Origin of the sequence: Xenorhabdus griffiniae, assembly GCF_037265215.1 — a bacterium.
GTDB classification, from domain to species: domain Bacteria; phylum Pseudomonadota; class Gammaproteobacteria; order Enterobacterales; family Enterobacteriaceae; genus Xenorhabdus; species Xenorhabdus griffiniae.
The window spans coordinates 1,113,442-1,130,157 of the sequence record NZ_CP147737.1; the positions used below are offsets into that span (position 1 = coordinate 1,113,442).

Consider the following 16,716-nt stretch of genomic DNA (forward strand, 5'->3'; position numbering starts at 1 on the left):
AGCATATTTAAACAATAGTAACTAAATACATTCCTCATCAATGAAAAACTCTTATTTAGGAAAAAGTAATTTCTAAAAACTAATTATGTTTCGGGGGGAAACACAATTTTTTTCGAATATCATAAATATGTTCTTTAATTTGCTTGGTGTTGGCAGCTGGGTGCTTTTTCCTTTCGATTTTTTTTCCTTTTTCTATTATTTGTTTTTTATTTCCTTCCAAGTTTGCGCTTTCTGTTACTTTATGGTTCTTATAATTAGCGTTATGTGAATAACGTCCCTCTCTAGCTGATTTCAACAGCGTCAGAGCATATCCTACTGGATTCCTAACAGAACCAGATTCAAAACCAGACTCTAGCTGATTTAAGATTAACTTAGCTTGTTCAGTAGGTAAATCACACAACTGTTCTAACAGCATATTACTGTCCTGTTTACCCAACCGTTCTTTCAGTTTATCCGAAAAAATTAATATTGATGTTTCAGATACGTACGTTTCTTTTACACCATGTGTAAAATTACGTACGTAGTGGTTCGAATTTCGAACTCCATTGTAACCATCTGATTTTACGCTTAGTTCGATTTTCGAACTTGGTTCCAATGTAGGCTGTGATTGGCTTAGTTCGATTTCCGAACTAAGTGATTTTGACTGTTTTGACTGAGTTCGATTTTTATTTTTTGGTGAAATATTACTACCTAGTATAGCCTCTTGCTCCGCTGCCACCTGTTGTGGTGTCTGTGCTGTTCCTAAACGATTTTCGATTATTTTTATTCTAGAATGTTGATGTTTCATAAGAGGATCATCTTTTACTTCCTGTAAAATAGCCCTAGCTGTAAAACGGACACTCTTATTTTCATGGGAACAGCTTTTTTCTAATATATCTAACCAACGAGGATCTAGTATTTCAGCATCCAATGCGCTAATCGGCTCGTCATGTTGCATATAAATATTGCCACGTATACACCCAGAATTATCCCGAACCCGTCTACACAAACTTAACCATCCGGTAACTCGTAACACTAATAACGCCCTGCTTATTGTTTCTCTTGATGCTTTTTTATTGTTAGGAGAAGCTAATTGTAATTGCAATTCATCATACGTAGGAAAAGTCGCACCATCATTTTGTTGTGCATATAAACGTATCATCATCCATGTTAGTTTATCGAAAGGTGAAAGACGGTTATCCAGTAGTAGCTGGCGAGGTATAGAGTCATGGATATTTCCAGCATAAATTAAACCACTACGTATCGTTCCCGTAGGTTCTGATATGCACGCTAATTTTTGCTGCATTTTTTCTAATGTAAAACTAATTAGACTCTCTTTTGAAATAGCCATATGTCATCCATACTACTTTATGATTCATAAATTAAATCGTTTTTTTACTGCGCCCAGTGAGCAGGCGCAGAGAAAAACGACTCACTCACTATTTGAGTATTTCCTTGTTATAACGTTCGTGCGTCATTAGTTCCCAGTTTCTTCCGTTGTCTCGACTTAACAAACGCCAAAATGTACCTACATTAATTTTCAATATCCCTCCCTGTTTCCCCGCACATTTCATTTTTATAGAAATTCGCTCCCCCTGCTTAAAACGAATTAGTTGTTTTGTAGCTTTATTGATAATTTTTTCAGGAATCCTGGTTCGATACATTAATCTGTGGTGCTCACTCATCTTCACACTAGGTTCCTTATTTTACGTTTAAGACTCCTTTTTTTAGTATTTACAGGTGAAACTTCTAGCAAATCTTGAAGATTATTCCAAACAGCCGTTAGTGATAATGCTAATTCTTCTGCCAGCAACATCATCATTTCAAATCCTTCTGCACTGTTTATATTTTGAATATCGGATTTTTTCCAACGACTCCAAAGAGCTTCTCTAGCTTGCTCACTCAAATTAGAAGAACGTCCAACAGATACTCTTAAATTCGCTAATCGTCTGCGAGTGCTGACGTCTACAGGAGAGAGTCCAAAATAGTGATGCATCATTTCTATAGATGCACCTAATGCTAATGCCCTATCAATACACTCGTTTCTTTTTTGTTCTAACCGCGATTGCTCTAAAATTAAGTATAGGTTTTCATGATGTATATGATATGTAATAACAGACACTTGACTTTTGGAAAGATAATATAAATCCTCAAGTGTCAGATTATTCAACATCCGAATTTCGTCTGGACTTAATCCTAATGAATCACAACGCCTTAAGTTGCCAGACTTAATTTCCATAATAAGATTAGTTAATAAATTATTACCTGACATTGATAATTGCTTTGTCATTGTTTTGATCCCCAATATGAAAACCAACAACAGAATGACCATAAAATTCAACTTTCCAATCATTCATATGATGGATTTCATTGCAATGTAGCTTTAAAGGTGACATTTCAATCCACAATTGCCCAACCCACTGCACACAAAATTTATGCTTCATTTGTTTCCTAAGCAGAGAAAAAGGCGTTGATTGACAACGTTCAACTTCTAAATTTTTTCTTAAATAACGATATGTTGCCAACCTCAGCCTATCTTTCAACTCAATAAACAATATCTTAGCTATTTCAGAACGGTGACCTAATCCATAAAAAATAACATCAAATGACCGTTCAGATAATTCACTTTTTTGAAGCAAAACACCCGAACCTGTAACTTCTGAGCAGAGCATTAACAAAAGATTCCAATCTATTTCATGTTTAGCCAATTCCACTAATTGAGTTGAAAAAATTTCTTTTTGTGTATTTTTCATAGCAACAGTCTGAAATTCACGTATCAGAAAGATAAGTTTTTTCAACTCTTTTTCATCATGATCTTTTTTATGCCGCCCTGTATTGAAAAAGGGAGGCATAGTATTAATTAGACGTTTGAGATATTGTAAATTATCTTCACACATCATTAAGATTCGTGACTCCATCTAGCAAATATATTGATTGCAATTCACGTAACCTTCTTAGCAAACGCACGATTTTTATGAACTGTAAAATCGATTCATCATCAAAATCTGGACTTTTTATTTTATCAGCAGTACATGAGCCAACTAACACTTCACAAAGATAACCATGATTAAGTACCTCTCCATCATGACCAGATAACAATTTCAATAAAGTTAGAACAGGTGCATTACCTTCATTAACTCTAAACCCAGAGGATCTCATTTCAGAATTATCTTGGCTAATAAACTCAGACATACCTAATCCATCAACAAGAGAAAAAACAGAGCGGAATATTTCTACTTGTAGATGTTCAATATCGTCCTGCAATGGCGAAATAGGGTATAATGCGCTTAACGTTACCGGTTGACTTTCTTTACCTTGACTTGGCAAACTTTCAAAATATGGTGATATTAATGTCTCTATTGGTTCGTTTTCTGATTCACCATTAGGAGTATTATTTTTTTTCGTGCTATAAAATTCCTCCTCACTTGAGTTATTAACGTCAACAAAATCAACTTGCTCATCTTCAATTGTTGCTTTTATCTGTTTTACGTTTGCCGCAACTTTTGATTCTGATGACTCATTGTCTGGAAAAGATATATCGTCATGATGTTCTTTAGTTGTAGATTTATCTTTTACTTCACCTTCAGCATTATTTTTCGTTTGGTTTGCATCTACATTATCAAAAATTCCTTTAGATTGCGTTTTAGGATTTAATTCAAATAACCATCTATCATAATTTAATAATGAATGAGGGCAATTTTTAATTAACTCTCCAATTAGCTCATCTCGAAATACATCTAATGAAAATAATTCTGGGGAATCAAGATGAGCGCAAACATTAGAAAAAACATCAACAGGTAAGTTTTTGTCATCGCTATCTGAAAGAAATTCTTTTCCCACACGTTTAGCATTAGAACGCAGTAAAAGTAGTGATTCAATTTGACCTCTACCCATACCGTTTTCTAATAAGGTCGGCATATATGGGTACAAATAATTTAATGCATCTTCCATTTTACTGATACTGGAATAATGGACAGGAAACCCTTCTTTATCTAGTAACTTAGAAAGTTCACGTAATGTTACTTTTTTACTCAATTTATCTTCAAACAATGTCCTGGCTTTATGAACTCCTTGCGCTTTTTCTATGAAGGTTAAATCGCCACGCATATCATTTTCTGCCAAATGGCCTATTATACAATGTAAACGACCAGGCCACGGTTTGAATAAACAGTGAATTCGAAAAAAACGCTCATCACCTGTTTCTTGCCATAGTTCTGAAAGAATTTGATAGCGGGTATTACCACCATCACTAAATATATATGTATCGTCACCATCAGGATCTCGAGTCACTTTAGGTACTGTATCCAGTCCACGGGCTTTGATCGATGCCTTAATATCATCATAACGGGGATTCCTCACCTTTCTAGGGTTATCTGGGTTTGGGTTAAGCTGATCTAGCGTTAATACCATAGGCATTTCACTCACTGGTATAACTAGATTTTCAGGAACATTAGAAATATTCGCATTCGGTGAAAAGCTTCCAAGTAATAAAGCATCACCTAATTTTTTATTTTTTTGCTTTTTCATATATTACCCCCTCATCCCAAAATCATATCCTTGTGGAAAATCAGAAAAACGAGTGTATCTTCCATCAAACTGAACTTTAATTACTCCTAGCGGCCCTTGTCGTTGCTTACTAATAATAATTTCTGCTATTCCTTTATCTAAAGAATTGGGGTCGTAAAGCTCATCACGATACAAAAACAATATAAGATCCGCGTCTTGCTCAAGGGAACCAGAATCACGAAGATCACCATTAACAGGATGTTTATCTTTACGTTGTTCTAGTTGACGATTTAATTGAGATAAAGCAAGCACAGGGCAACGTAATTCTTTTGCTAATGCCTTCAAGCTACGGGAAATTTCACCAATTTCTAGCGTACGATTTTCTTGATCTGGACTACGCATAAGTTGCAAGTAGTCAATGACAATAAGATTAGGTTTACCAAATTTACGCGCATTACGACGAGCGCGAGCACGTAGTAGAGCAGGTGTCATATTACTACTATCATCAATGACTAATCTGTCTTTCCAATCTGATATCACCTTTAAGGCTTCGGTGATTTTATCCCAATCTCTATCATCTAAATTTCCACTGCGTATTTCCTCAAGTGGCACTGAAGCTAATTCGCTAACCAATCTCTGAATTAACTGTTCCGCTGGCATTTCGATGCTATAAAACTGCACAACCCCTTCTGTACCATTAAGGGAACCTTGAGACATTGCCATTGCTAGTGCGGTTTTTCCCATAGATGGGCGCGCACCCAATAAGATTAAATCCCCAGGCTGAAACCCACAGGTTTTTTTATCGAGATCAGCAAACCCTGTTGGAGTTCCTGTTATTCCATTGCTCTGAATAGCGTTTTCAAGATAATCGATAACATTCGATACGACATCCATTAGTGAGTGTTGTTCAGCAACTGCCCCTTTTTCCGATAAAAGGAATAGTTGCTTTTCAGCCTGTTCGCAAAGCTGAAGTGCATCTGTCCTAAGATCTGCGCTCTGAATTACCAATGTTTTTCCAAGGTTCATTAGTCCTTTTGCACGACTTCGTTTAGACACTATTTCAGCGTAATGAACTATATTAGCTGCACTTGGTGTATATTTTGATATCGTAGCTAAATACGCAAAACCTCCTGCGTGTTCAAGTTGACCAGATTTTTCCAGCGCATCCTGTAGTGTTATTAAATCAATGGGAAAATTAGCGTGGCATAACTCAGCCATTTTTTGCCAGATAATACGGTGCGCATGTGAAAAAAAGTCTTCAGGTTGCAATAGTGGAGCCACTTCGTCCCAGCGATCATTTTCTAACATTAAACCGCCTAATACAGACTGCTCAGCTTCTTCGGCATAAAACGCCAATGGGTCTATATTTTTAGGTATTCCTAATATTTCTAAATTATCCATCACGCGTCCCCCATTCCCACTGGTTGTTCAATCAAAACGGTTTTAAATTTACTTGTCCATTCGGGGAACAATTCACATGCGAGACTATACATAGTTTGGGCAGCCGCAGGACTTTTTCGGGTAGTTTTATATTCAAGGCGGTGAACAGGCTGAGCGCGGACATGACCCAGTTTGTAGATATCCAGCAGGTCGATACGGGTGTTCAGCAACTGATAAACCTTTCTGCCACCCAACGCTGACTTATCGTAGCGTTGCTGTTCGATAATATCGGTCAGTTCATTAAGCGTGTCGCGGTCCAAATTCGTGCCTTCAATTCCATTGACCAATATCTGGATCAATGGAAGTTGAATACCGTAATTTTCAAAGGATTGCAGTCGGGTCAACATTCGCAACGTGCCACGCAGGAACTCCCGCACATCCGGTAGTATCGGTTTAATTATCCCCAGCACATTGTGCGTGGCGGCCAACACCACCAGTTCCGTCATCACTCCCGCCGCGCCTTTGGAGTCAATAATAATGACATCGTATTGATGAAAAATAGGATGTTGAAAAATATTGCGCAAGCGAAGACGCCCGTCAGGTGCGTGCAGCATCGCGGTCGGCAGGAGTTCGTCGGGATCATTGGAGATAATGATATCGAGATTATTGATCGCAGAACGGGAAATAAACTGATCTGGCTGATTTAGATCCACCGTTTGCATTAACAGCTCATACAGCCCTGCGGGCGCTTCATATTTCAGATGAAAAATACTGCTGGACGTGGGTTGCGAATAATCGCCGTCAAACAGGAGGGTGCATAAACCGGCATCGGCCAAAAATCCGGCCAAATTAGCCGCTTTTGTTGACTTACCTTCACCACCTTTGGGGGAAACAATAGGAAGAACTATAGGCCTTTTAGAAAGGGCAGAGAAAACTTGTTCCATTTTGCACGCTCGACATATAAAAATTCTAGCGCGCAACTAGCCAACGAAGAAAGTGATTTACTTCACACTAATAAACAACAGGATGAAAATCCCCGTGTCGGTGGTTCGATTCCGCCTCCGGGCACCAAGTTTCCATGCGGGTTTGTCCTAGGTTGTTAAATTTCCTGACAAAAGCGCGAAAAAGAATCAATCGTTAATTAAATGTTAAGGCCTAATCAGTTCAGTTTGTACTGTTTAGTTGATAAGAACATTTAAGACAAGATGACAGGGTGGCTGTTTTATCAGTTACCCTTTTCTTGTTTAAGGTAATGATTTCAGTAATTGATTCTGATGTCAAGTCAGGTATAAACTTCACGGGATGCCGGAACGGTATCAATTATCTTTTCATACCCACCATTATTGATGCAGGGCGGTTCAATCAATCCCCTCCTCCTGACTGAAACCCGCCCTGTTCTTTTTAATCCGTTTTATTCTTTCTCACCGGCAGGCTCATCAGAACGATCGGTATACAACCCCAGCTCCCGCGCCAGTGTTTTCCCCGTCACTTCCATATCGAGATCAATGTATTCCATCGTGGTCGCGACATTACGATGCCCCAGTAATCTTTTCACCAACGGCAGGTTCCGATCCGGCGCTTTCATCAGCGTCGTTGCCACGGTATGGCGAAAACGGTGAGGCGAGACAGCAAAATCACACTCCCTGGACAGCCGACGAAAGAAAGAACGGAGCTGTTGTTTTTCCCGATTGATATCATATTGGTAACGGGAAAGCCGGCTGGGGTGCGGCACACTTAACCGGCTGAGATCGAAAATCGGATCGTTACCTTCCGCACCGGCAGCCATCGCCCTTGCCACGAGTTGTGCCAGCCGGGGTTTGAGTTGCGGAATAATCGGTATCTCCCATTCGCTGTGGTTTTTACTGCCTTCCAGCCCCAGTTCAATATAATTGCTTTCCAGGTTAATATCCCGCAGCCGCAGGTGCAGTAACTGGTTCTGGCGCATCCCCGTAAAGCGCAATGTCGCCAGCACGGTTGACCAATACCAGGTTGGGTACAGGGCACACCGCCCTCCCCGTGGCATCACGTCGGTTCTTTCTTCTTCCGCAAACTTCCCCATCAACAGGTTAATACGGGTTATCTGCGGCTGACTCAAAATCTTCTTCTTTTTCTTCTCTTTTTTAACCACGGCGTGGTTAAACGGGTTTTCGGTGTGGGGCAGCAGTTTTTGCGCCATACCGAAATTAAAAATCGCCCGCAGGTGGGCCACCTTATTGTTCCAGGTATGGCTCGACTGCTTTTTTTCCACCAGAAGATGGCGCCGCCACCGCAACACATCCCGATGAGTGATCTGCGCCGGTGATACCGCTTCCCCCATAAACCGGATAAAACCCCGTGCGACCTTACGATAACTCCATTCGGTATCCGGTCTCAGGATATGTGAAAAAAAGTACTCTTCTAATAGCGCTTCCCAACTGAAGGTTTCTGCTGTGTGCAACATATTATTTTTTCCTCGGTTCATCCTGCCGTTTCCTGTCCAAAAACAATTCGCGGCAATAAAATAAAAATAACTGTTTGAATTATTTATCTTTAAATGATGAATGAAGGTGACTGTCAGGGGCAATACTTTCTTTCTCCCGTTTTGACCGTTTGGTCAGTTTCGAGGCGGGGTGGTGACTTTTCCCCTGATTTTGCGGCGAAGACCCATCAGGTGACTGAAATAAGGATAATAACGTCAGGGTATCATCAGACACGGATAGCGGTGGGGTTGTGATTTCACTGACGGGAGGCGGGGATGCGGTTTCCGGCACCGGAGTGCCTTCGGCAGAGGATGTCACCTCCTTCACCGGTTTTACCTGCAAAGGGGAATGAACCTGCCCGGCAGCGTCCTGAAGCAATGTATCTATCAGCGGAACAGTAGAGGGACGCCCATTGAGGTGCTGCATCAGACAATGCCAGACTTCCGGTACGCTCACCAGCCACATCATGGCTTTTTCTGGTAACAGACAGGCAGCCAGCAACACTTCCTGCGGAACCGACGGTATGTTCTCCGGCGCGCGAAAACGGAAACGAAACGGTTTATCGGGGATACCCATGCCCGGTTGCCAGACATGCCCGTCCTCCAGTTCCCCTTCCAGTTGTCGCAATAACGGCAGGTGGTAAAACAACGCCGCCCAGAATACCACCGCCTGCCACAACAGGCTCTGTGCCGCCTGCGTTTCGGGTGCCGCCCCCGGTGGTAACAGATGACCCTTCGCCAGCCGCACGGCACAGGTGGTAAATTGCAGCGTCAGGTCGGCAAATCCCCCAGCCCCTGACCAGTCACCTTCCGGTGTGGCGGGTACTTGCTGGACACTGCCCAGTAATTGCTTCACCGGTGCAAGATAGAAACGCTGATACAGCCCTTCCGGCAAGGCACTGTTTTGCCATAATTGCTGAAGACACTGACGGCGCAGGGGCGTTGCCAGTAACTCATCAGCCGATTGCGGCCGAAAATAGCCCCGGCTGTCACGAATGGCGGCCGGTTGTTGCTCGGGGGATTTTTGCGGTGTGGCAGACTGGCGGGCAAAATGCGATTTAAAACGCGCAAACATGGTCTTTCCTCTTTCGGTTCAAATTGGGCTCAGTGTCGGTGAATCCCAGTCGGAAACAAGGAGAAACTCTTTTTGCAGAAATGAAAATTAAACTGACCCGATTTATCCATGGATTCACTTATCGGCTCACCTTAATTTTTACTATAAATCAATGCATTAATACTACTCAAAAATAAGAAAGCGCCCCGAAAGGCGCATGAGAGTAATAGAATATATAGAATAGATGCTGAAAAAAATTCAGGCTGCCTGTGGCTGTTGATGCTCCCGTAAACGGTTCGGCCAGTTACCCAGATAATGTGCGGGTGTATAGCGGGTTCGCTGACTGCCGCCATTATGCAGGGCATTGCCAATGGTGACCGCGGCCGGGATGCCGGTCAGGGCAAGCTGGATGTAGGCCATCACCGCGGCCAGCGGATCAATATCAATCGCTGATACCCACAAACTGCATAACGGATCATGCCCCTGCGCTCTCAGGACGTCGGCAGCGGCCAGCGTCATACAACCCGCCCCACAAGCCGGCTCGTACAGGGTGACAAAGGGTTTCTCCTGCAAGCGTGCAGAGACATCCTGCAACTGCATCTCTGCCATCATTCTGGCCACGCACCAGGGAGTAAAAAACTGATTAAGTTCTTTATTACCTAAATCAAGCGCCATAAACACACTGCCCAGAAAATCACCGGGTTCCTGCGCCAGCCCCAGCACGGTACAGGAAAAAAGTTCTACAATCCGGTCAACATCCTCCCGTTCGTATTTGTTGATGGTTTTCAGGTAATACTGCTCCAGTTCCTCACAATAATGGTATTTATTGTGAATGGCGGCCATCGCACAATTGCAAAAATCCTGAAAAACCTGATAACGACGGTGGTCACGTGCCGTCTGGTTAAACAGTGCGATAAATGCTTTTTGGTGATTCAGTTGTGATGACATCACGTGTTTTCCTTGCAAAAAATAACGGGAAAACACATCCCGAAAAGGGAAAATGTTTCCCCTTTCGGTTGAAGTGAAGATAAAAAATAAATTAATGATGGGTTAAATAACGCGTTACTGCCCAACGGCAATGGCCGGCACAGGCAGGTTCACCGCCCGTTTGTCATCGTTGACCCGATAAAGCGCCGGCCGGCTCTCCCGTCCTGACGGCCCGTTGCCGCTGTCCACATGCTCGCCCTGGTCATAGCAATCATAGCCTTTGAGGCTTCCTGACGGTTCGCTGTACCCGTGGCGGATTTCACAGTCAAACACCGAGGACAGCTCGCCCATCAGTTCGGCCGACGGGGGTGCCCAGGGGGAATCAAAGCGCACGGTCAGGCTGCTGACATGCCGGCGCTCCCAGCGGACATGGTGACCCAACGGCCATTCCATACCGTATTGCGCATCGTAAAACTGCGCCGGCGTCGCGATGCCTTTGAGCAAGCCACTGTTGCCATTAATCTCGGTGGCAAGGCGGGTCGGCATTATCATCAGCATATCGCAGGGCTGCGCCGATTCCGGATAGACACTCAGTTTATCCCAGCACGCGCCGATATCGATAGTTTCAGACCAGCCCACCATGCCAAACCAGTCGGTATACTGGCGGGTCAGGAGACGGGTGATAATGTCACGCGCCGATGCCGGTACGCTTTCCCAACGCAACAGGCTGAGACAGGACTGGCGGTACAGGTTATCGGTCCGTTTAATGTTGTCGCTGTTTAACGGCACATTATCCTGCAACAACTTAAGCCACTGTTCAAAAGCCAGGTTCTGTGCCGTCGGCGCCGCCGTGCCGTACACCAGTGCCGGGTAAGGCGCATAGGTTTGCGGTTTAGTCGGTTTCAGTATCCCCGCACAGCCGGCCAGAAACAGCCGCAGGCTTTGCTGCACCGCCTGGCGGTAACGGGGAGGTTCTTCCCCGCAGACCCATTGTTGCATTACGTCAATACACACCGACTTACCGGTGATGTCCAGTTGATTAGTATACCATTCTGCCATGGTCAGGTTCCTCATTGGATGAATCAGCATAAACCGGAGGAACCGCGCCATCAGGGCACCGCTCCCCCGATGGGTGATTGAAAAATAGGTTATTCGGACGGTGACCCGGTGTCCTGACTGAGCAGCGTTTCGGTAATACCGCTGTCGAAAATCACCCTCAGTTCATCATGAATACCCAGATACGGTGTACTGCTCTGGATACCCTGGGCATTCAGCCGGGTTAAATCGTATTTATCCACCAACGCATTGATGGCTTCAAAGGGCGGGACGCCACTGGCCATCAGTTCAGCCACGGTGTCAGCATCACACAGGGCCGTATCATTCAGGTTCAGGCCAAAATGCCGTTTCAGCAGCGTGCCGGCAATCACCTGCCAGACGGTTAAACGTAAAGGTGCCATGGTGATACCTCACACATTAAACGCTGACTGTCGTGCTGTGCCGGAGAATATCCTGCACTTCACGGCACGCGTGATAACGGGGTGAAATCCCATGCAACGACAGTAAATGCGCCTCATGCCACAAGACCCGGGCGGCCGGGATATTCTGCCAGCCCTGCTCAAGTACCGCCAGCTGACACAACTGCTGCTGTCGCTTTTCCAGTGACAGGCACTCTGAGGCCAGCGTCACCGGCTGCGCCCAGACAATCTCGTCATAAAACCGGCCACCGAGCACTTTTCTGTCCCCGGCGTCATAAATCATGACGGTTAACGGAAAAAACACACACACCGCCTGACCGGATGGCGTCTCCGGCACCGGCCAGTCCCCCAGCAAATGGATAACTTTCAGCCGCTGCACCACTTCCATAACCGAGAAAGCTTCGCACACCGTCAGGGTTTCTTCCCGCAGAGACGGGGGCATTTGTGGGGGTTGCATCAGGCCGGTGACCTGGGCAGTAAAAATATCTTCACGTAAGGCCGGGTTGGTTTCAGCCGGCACGGGTAAAAAAATCGGGTTCATCGGTATTTCCTTGATGGAAGGTCAAATAAAGAAAACACCCGCCCGATGCCGGGCAGGTGTTTTCGGCTCCCTGGTCAGGCGCTTAAGAAAAGAGCAGGGTTAACAGCAACATAGGCTGATAACCTCAATGATGATGATGATGATGATTTTGATTTTCGATTAATGACGGGCTGATAAAGTCCTCGTGGCGTCTCAATGTCATGACTGACTCTATCAGGCCGTTTTCCGGATGTTGCTTCGCATATTCCCGCAATTCGCGAAACCGACAGGCATCCGCATTCAGCTCATTCAGCGCGGCGATACGGGCAAGCACGATTGACGTCACCGCCAGCCCGAAGGCATCGGCAGAAAGCGTGATGGTTAACGCACTGTCCGGCAAATAAACAGAATACGTGGCGGTGGATGTCGGCACCAGATAAGTCAGCTGTTCAGAGACATCCCGCTTATCCCAATATTCATACTGATATTCACCACATAACTGTGAGGCGGTATTGGCAATCAGAAATCCCAGAAACAACCGTTCCAGTGGTTTTTTGCCGGGAAACGCCGCAGACAGCGCGGGACTGTCCAGCATGATGAGTTCACTTTTTTGCATCATGTTCTCCTGTAAAAATAGAAAAGACGGAGAACCTCTGCCCGACGGGAAGACATTCCCCGCCCGGGTGACTGGCATCGTGCCAGGGTGGATTAAATAACCTTCATCATCGATAACGATGATATCTGCTTCCAAAGGTGGGCAGATGTACCACACAGTGTGTACTCCCTTGCAGGCTACGGGAGTGTGGGGGTCGCTGCCCGAAGGTGATCCTCACAAGCGACCGGATCATATGTAAGCCTTATCACGCTAATAAACGGAAGTCATAAGGTCAATGCGTAATTCATTTTCTCTCGGCGGAAAATAACGCTATTCCGTTTCCCCGTTCTGATAATAGATCTGTTTGATATAACGCCCGCGCCCGTCACCGTGCCCCAAATCCATCGCGACCAGCGCCAGCACCTCTCGAGTGCTGAATCCCTGCGCTTTGTAATGTTCGCCGGATTGCTGGGCAAAATGGTAGCGCATACTGTGTGGCGCTTTATTGCCCGTCAGCCCGGCACTGCGGACAACGTACCGGTAACGATCTATAGCCTGCGTGATCGTCGGTTTATCAATCAGTTTGCCGCTGCGTGGATGCATTTCGCGCTCAGCGTAGGCAATGGCGTGTTGCAGTGCTGCCCGATCCAGTATCACCGTTGGCCTCGGATGCCCACCTTTGGTGCCAAACACCACTCGTACAGACTCATGACCATTTGCCAGCACTTTTTTCCAGGTGGCTAAGGACTTATAGGCTTCCACCGCTTCTTTGGTCCGCAGTCCTAGCACATAGGCCAGTTGCATCACCGCCGCCACGCTCCGATCTTTTTGTTCGACCTGCTGAAAGATTTCTCTGAATTCTACCGGAGTCAGTGCTATTTTCGTTCCCTTACGGCTGCTACCCGCAATGCTTAGCGCCCGGTTATTCAGACGCGCATTGTCGGTGGAGGCCAGCTTGTGTTTTCCGGCCTGCACTAGAATCATGCGCAGTGCCGACATCTCATTTTGCAAAGTTCGGTGACTGATATGACGGGTTTTACGTTCAGCAATATAGCGCTCAATATGCTGAGTTTTCAGGCTGTCCATCTGCCGGAGCCTGATGCCATTGTCTTTCAGAAAGCCAAGAAACTGTCGGGCAATCCGCTCACGATCGGCCACCGTGGCAAAACTCCCGCCCGCTTTCCGGGCGTGGGTAATAAATTCTTTTCTGAACCGTTCAATTTTCGAACGTGCTGATTTCTGCGCCATGCCCGCCTCTCCTGCTAATTTGCCTTGTTTTTATTCATTTTTTAAACAAATCCCTGCGTGTCGGTTCAGGTTCACCGTTCCGTGGTGCGTCAGACAATGTGTAGCAGAGCGAGGGTTATGTTAAGTTTTTGCAGGAGTTCGCTACGTGCTCAGCACGGCGGTGGAATACTCCCCGTTCAGTGCCTGATTCACTCAGGATGAACGCCTCATTATCTTGACGTGTGTCATATCTCCTTTTTTTATTGCATCAGCCTGTTGCCAGGCAGCGGGTTGAAAAACAGACCTGACGATCGTTGGCAAATCAAACAAAATGGCGGTTAATGGTCTGTTTTGCGTGGTTTCACTGAGTAATGCGGGGTTCAAATCGGCCGTAAAGTCAGGCTCTACGTGCTCTGGACGTTGGCCGCTTCGCGGCGTCACTTGGTAAACGCTGCGCTTTAACACAAGTGACGCCGCGCCGTTTTCGGGACGTTTATTGTGATAAATGCAAAATGCAGGTGAATGTTGTACCGGTTAAAACGATCTCATTCAGCGTAAGACAGGGTTCGTTTAGCCCCGCTGTGTGAATAGCCGGTGAACAACACCGGGAAACTTTCACCGTCAGATCGTGGGTTATTGGTCTGATGGTATCTGCTTCCAAAAGTGCGCAGATGTACCGCATGGTATGCACTCCCTTGCAGGCTACGGGAGTTTTAATGTCGCCGCTTCACGCTGATCCTTGCAGGCGGTGGATCTTGAATAATTACAGTTAAACACTGTATCGGTTGAGTTGAAAAGAGTCAAATTTGTATTTAATTCACCGTGTGAGGAGAACCATTGCCATGGTAAATGGTTTTCCTCCTTATATTAACCCTGCGACAATAAACGTCATCAGTCATGGTTCCAGCTCTCAACTAATCCAGAGTTAATACCATTAATAATCTTGTGAGGTGTTAAAAGTTCTTGTACCGCAATACCTTTCGATTTGGAGACTAACTTAAGCCGTCTTTCGAAGAAAAATAAAAGATACTATGGATAAAAATATAGCAAGTATTACAGTAGAGCCCGCGACTACGGCAAGGCCCGATGCAAAGGCATCACTTGCTTGTTCTCTGAGATATGCTCCTTTAACTCCACCCAACGAGGAGGCTTCTGCTATAGCAATAGAAAATGAATTCGCAGCATGTTCTACAATAGAACTATTAATATCTCCACTAGCAAGACCTCCAGTCAAAATTCGTTGGTAAACAGCTGTCCCTAGTGTACCGAAAAGGGCTATACCTAGTCCCATACCAAGTTCAGTTGCTGTCTCCGCAGCTGCGCCTGCTGAAGCACTCTTACCTTCGGGAGCTGAGGAAATTACAATATCAGTACCTAGTGCATCGAAAGGACCAGACCCTAAATACACCACAACAATACCTGCTACCACCCACATAGGACCTAATTGAACTCCAAACGCTATAGTAACAAGACCTACTGACATCACGAGAAATCCTGTCCCAATAACTGCTCCACTGCTTTTCATTTTCCTTGAAAGAGTGGGAGATATAAGCGCACCTATAAGCAGTCCAAGTGATGCAGGTGCAATTAACGCGCCTGCAACAACAGGGCTTAATCCGTAAGCAAGCTGGAGGTATTGAGGTACAAAAAGGGTTAAACCTCCTATTATAGAAGGCCCCAATAAAAGTATCATCAAGGCAGTCGCTAGCCCAGCATTGGATAGAATCATTTTAAGATCCAAAAGAGGATTGCTGACTTTAAATTGACGAATGACAAATACTCCTCCGGCAACAAATCCCCACGTTAAAATCAAAGTAGTACTTAGCTTTGTTTCAGTACTGACAAGTTCTTTAAGCCCATAAACAAGCGGAAGTATAGTGGCAAGAAAAAGTATACTACTAATCCAATCGTATTGTTTTTGGTTTTCACTCTTAAATCCTTTAGGAAAAATTATAGGACCAGCTATTAGCAAGGGGAGTATTACAGGAACGGCTAAGAGAAAAATCGCTTCCCATCCAAAAAATTCCAATAAAGCTCCACCTATTATTGGTCCAAGAGCAAATCCAGCCATAAAAGCAGCAGTCCATATAGCAATTGCTCGCCTACGCTGTTGTGGATTTTGGAATAGCTCACTTATCAGCCCAAGGGTCGCTGGCATAAGTGTTGCTCCAGCAATACCAAGTGCTGCTCTTACGATAATTAGTATAGAGGAAGTCGGTGATATGGAAGCTACAGATGAAAGCACTGCGAAAGCAGCACTTCCAATTAATAAGACGCGACGATTCCCCCAGCGATCACTCATTCCTCCCATTGGCATCAGAAATCCAGCGATCATAAGTGGGTAAATGTCTAAAATCCACAGTTCTTCTACTGACGTAGTGTCAAGAGAGGCAGCTATGTGTGCTAAAGCCAAGTATAATGCACTCATATCTAGAGCAAGCACAGCGGTTGGTAAACAAAGCAGACAAAGTGCCAACCAAGATTGTGATTCGTTCAAAGTTATTCGCTGACCTGTTTTTATTGACATTAAAGCTCTCCTATTCGCTCTAGAATCATATCTTTTGTAAGTTTTGATAAATCTAGCTGCCTCTAAAG

The 16,716-nt window shown here is 44.8% G+C and carries 18 protein-coding genes; all 18 read right to left on the reverse strand.

The features are described from left to right. Positions 1 to 79: 79 nt before the first annotated feature. On the reverse strand, positions 80 to 1,330 hold the full coding sequence (locus WDV75_RS05000) for an STY4528 family pathogenicity island replication protein (protein WP_273571783.1): 1,251 nt from the start codon (positions 1,328 to 1,330) through the stop codon (positions 80 to 82). An 88-nt stretch (positions 1,331 to 1,418) separates the two neighbouring features. Next, positions 1,419 to 1,664 (reverse strand): hypothetical protein, encoded by a 246-nt coding sequence (locus tag WDV75_RS22090; protein WP_273571793.1) that lies wholly within the window; start codon positions 1,662 to 1,664, stop codon positions 1,419 to 1,421. A gap of 2 nt (positions 1,665 to 1,666) precedes the next feature. Continuing rightward, a complete protein-coding gene (locus WDV75_RS05005; protein ID WP_273571782.1) occupies positions 1,667 to 2,269 on the reverse strand; it encodes a DUF2857 domain-containing protein in 603 nt (200 codons plus the stop codon). Beyond that, the gene (locus WDV75_RS05010; protein WP_273571781.1) at positions 2,241 to 2,879 is read right to left on the reverse strand and encodes a DUF7168 domain-containing protein; all 639 of its coding nucleotides are present in this window, start codon (positions 2,877 to 2,879) and stop codon (positions 2,241 to 2,243) included. Before WDV75_RS05010 ends, WDV75_RS05005 begins: the two co-directional genes overlap by 29 nt. Continuing rightward, positions 2,869 to 4,506: a ParB family protein gene (locus WDV75_RS05015; protein ID WP_273571780.1), complete on the reverse strand. Its 1,638-nt coding sequence runs from the start codon at positions 4,504 to 4,506 to the stop codon at positions 2,869 to 2,871. The genes WDV75_RS05010 and WDV75_RS05015 overlap by 11 nt, the downstream gene beginning before the upstream one ends. Positions 4,507 to 4,509: 3 nt before the next feature. Further along, positions 4,510 to 5,886 carry an SPI-7-type island replicative DNA helicase gene (dnaB-PI, locus tag WDV75_RS05020; RefSeq protein ID WP_273571779.1) on the reverse strand — a complete coding sequence of 459 codons (1,377 nt, stop codon included), beginning with the start codon at positions 5,884 to 5,886 and terminating at the stop codon, positions 4,510 to 4,512. Beyond that, positions 5,886 to 6,809: a ParA family protein gene (locus WDV75_RS05025; protein ID WP_273571778.1), complete on the reverse strand. Its 924-nt coding sequence runs from the start codon at positions 6,807 to 6,809 to the stop codon at positions 5,886 to 5,888. Before WDV75_RS05025 ends, dnaB-PI begins: the two co-directional genes overlap by 1 nt. Positions 6,810 to 7,276: 467 nt before the next feature. Next, complete coding sequence (locus WDV75_RS05030) at positions 7,277 to 8,305, reverse strand: site-specific integrase (RefSeq protein WP_338861198.1); 1,029 nt, start codon at positions 8,303 to 8,305, stop codon at positions 7,277 to 7,279. A gap of 79 nt (positions 8,306 to 8,384) precedes the next feature. Further along, a complete protein-coding gene (locus tag WDV75_RS05035; protein ID WP_273571797.1) occupies positions 8,385 to 9,398 on the reverse strand; it encodes a TraI domain-containing protein in 1,014 nt (337 codons plus the stop codon). Positions 9,399 to 9,635: 237 nt separating this feature from the next. Then, a complete protein-coding gene (locus tag WDV75_RS05040) occupies positions 9,636 to 10,325 on the reverse strand; it encodes an N-6 DNA methylase (RefSeq protein ID WP_273571798.1) in 690 nt (229 codons plus the stop codon). A 114-nt stretch (positions 10,326 to 10,439) separates the two neighbouring features. Further along, entirely contained in the window at positions 10,440 to 11,363 is a 924-nt protein-coding gene (locus tag WDV75_RS05045; RefSeq protein ID WP_273571799.1) for a DUF1281 domain-containing protein, read from the reverse strand. 89 nt (positions 11,364 to 11,452) lie between these two features. Then, on the reverse strand, positions 11,453 to 11,761 hold the full coding sequence (locus WDV75_RS05050; protein WP_273571800.1) for a TA system toxin CbtA family protein: 309 nt from the start codon (positions 11,759 to 11,761) through the stop codon (positions 11,453 to 11,455). A 16-nt stretch (positions 11,762 to 11,777) separates the two neighbouring features. Continuing rightward, positions 11,778 to 12,320, reverse strand: a complete 543-nt coding sequence (locus WDV75_RS05055) for a hypothetical protein (protein WP_273571801.1) — start codon at positions 12,318 to 12,320, stop codon at positions 11,778 to 11,780. A gap of 124 nt (positions 12,321 to 12,444) precedes the next feature. After that, positions 12,445 to 13,071: an antirestriction protein gene (locus tag WDV75_RS05060; RefSeq protein WP_273571802.1), complete on the reverse strand. Its 627-nt coding sequence runs from the start codon at positions 13,069 to 13,071 to the stop codon at positions 12,445 to 12,447. Positions 13,072 to 13,224: 153 nt separating this feature from the next. Beyond that, positions 13,225 to 14,142 carry an integrase domain-containing protein gene (locus WDV75_RS05065; protein ID WP_273571803.1) on the reverse strand — a complete coding sequence of 306 codons (918 nt, stop codon included), beginning with the start codon at positions 14,140 to 14,142 and terminating at the stop codon, positions 13,225 to 13,227. Between the two features lie 192 nt (positions 14,143 to 14,334). Next, the gene (locus WDV75_RS05070; protein ID WP_273571804.1) at positions 14,335 to 14,586 is read right to left on the reverse strand and encodes a hypothetical protein; all 252 of its coding nucleotides are present in this window, start codon (positions 14,584 to 14,586) and stop codon (positions 14,335 to 14,337) included. Between the two features lie 28 nt (positions 14,587 to 14,614). Next, entirely contained in the window at positions 14,615 to 14,803 is a 189-nt protein-coding gene (locus WDV75_RS05075; RefSeq protein WP_273571805.1) for a hypothetical protein, read from the reverse strand. A gap of 315 nt (positions 14,804 to 15,118) precedes the next feature. After that, positions 15,119 to 16,648, reverse strand: coding sequence for an MFS transporter (locus tag WDV75_RS05080; RefSeq protein WP_273571806.1), 1,530 nt, complete (start codon positions 16,646 to 16,648; stop codon positions 15,119 to 15,121). Positions 16,649 to 16,716: the final 68 nt, after the last annotated feature.

Excerpts from the sequence above, each read along its gene's own strand:
- WDV75_RS05080 (WP_273571806.1), bottom strand. The coding sequence starts at position 16,648 with ATGTCAATAAAAACAGGTCAGCGAATAACTTTGAACGAATCACAATCT.
- WDV75_RS05035 (WP_273571797.1), bottom strand. The coding sequence starts at position 9,398 with ATGTTTGCGCGTTTTAAATCGCATTTTGCCCGCCAGTCTGCCACACCG.
- WDV75_RS05040 (WP_273571798.1), bottom strand. The coding sequence starts at position 10,325 with ATGTCATCACAACTGAATCACCAAAAAGCATTTATCGCACTGTTTAAC.
- WDV75_RS05045 (WP_273571799.1), bottom strand. The coding sequence starts at position 11,363 with ATGGCAGAATGGTATACTAATCAACTGGACATCACCGGTAAGTCGGTG.
- WDV75_RS05015 (WP_273571780.1), bottom strand. The coding sequence starts at position 4,506 with ATGAAAAAGCAAAAAAATAAAAAATTAGGTGATGCTTTATTACTTGGA.
- WDV75_RS22090 (WP_273571793.1), bottom strand. The coding sequence starts at position 1,664 with ATGAGTGAGCACCACAGATTAATGTATCGAACCAGGATTCCTGAAAAA.
- WDV75_RS05005 (WP_273571782.1), bottom strand. The coding sequence starts at position 2,269 with ATGACAAAGCAATTATCAATGTCAGGTAATAATTTATTAACTAATCTT.
- WDV75_RS05025 (WP_273571778.1), bottom strand. The coding sequence starts at position 6,809 with ATGGAACAAGTTTTCTCTGCCCTTTCTAAAAGGCCTATAGTTCTTCCT.
- dnaB-PI (WP_273571779.1), bottom strand. The coding sequence starts at position 5,886 with ATGGATAATTTAGAAATATTAGGAATACCTAAAAATATAGACCCATTG.
- WDV75_RS05065 (WP_273571803.1), bottom strand. The coding sequence starts at position 14,142 with ATGGCGCAGAAATCAGCACGTTCGAAAATTGAACGGTTCAGAAAAGAA.
- WDV75_RS05050 (WP_273571800.1), bottom strand. The coding sequence starts at position 11,761 with ATGGCACCTTTACGTTTAACCGTCTGGCAGGTGATTGCCGGCACGCTG.
- WDV75_RS05055 (WP_273571801.1), bottom strand. The coding sequence starts at position 12,320 with ATGAACCCGATTTTTTTACCCGTGCCGGCTGAAACCAACCCGGCCTTA.
- WDV75_RS05030 (WP_338861198.1), bottom strand. The coding sequence starts at position 8,305 with ATGTTGCACACAGCAGAAACCTTCAGTTGGGAAGCGCTATTAGAAGAG.
- WDV75_RS05010 (WP_273571781.1), bottom strand. The coding sequence starts at position 2,879 with ATGATGTGTGAAGATAATTTACAATATCTCAAACGTCTAATTAATACT.
- WDV75_RS05000 (WP_273571783.1), bottom strand. The coding sequence starts at position 1,330 with ATGGCTATTTCAAAAGAGAGTCTAATTAGTTTTACATTAGAAAAAATG.
- WDV75_RS05075 (WP_273571805.1), bottom strand. The coding sequence starts at position 14,803 with ATGCGGTACATCTGCGCACTTTTGGAAGCAGATACCATCAGACCAATA.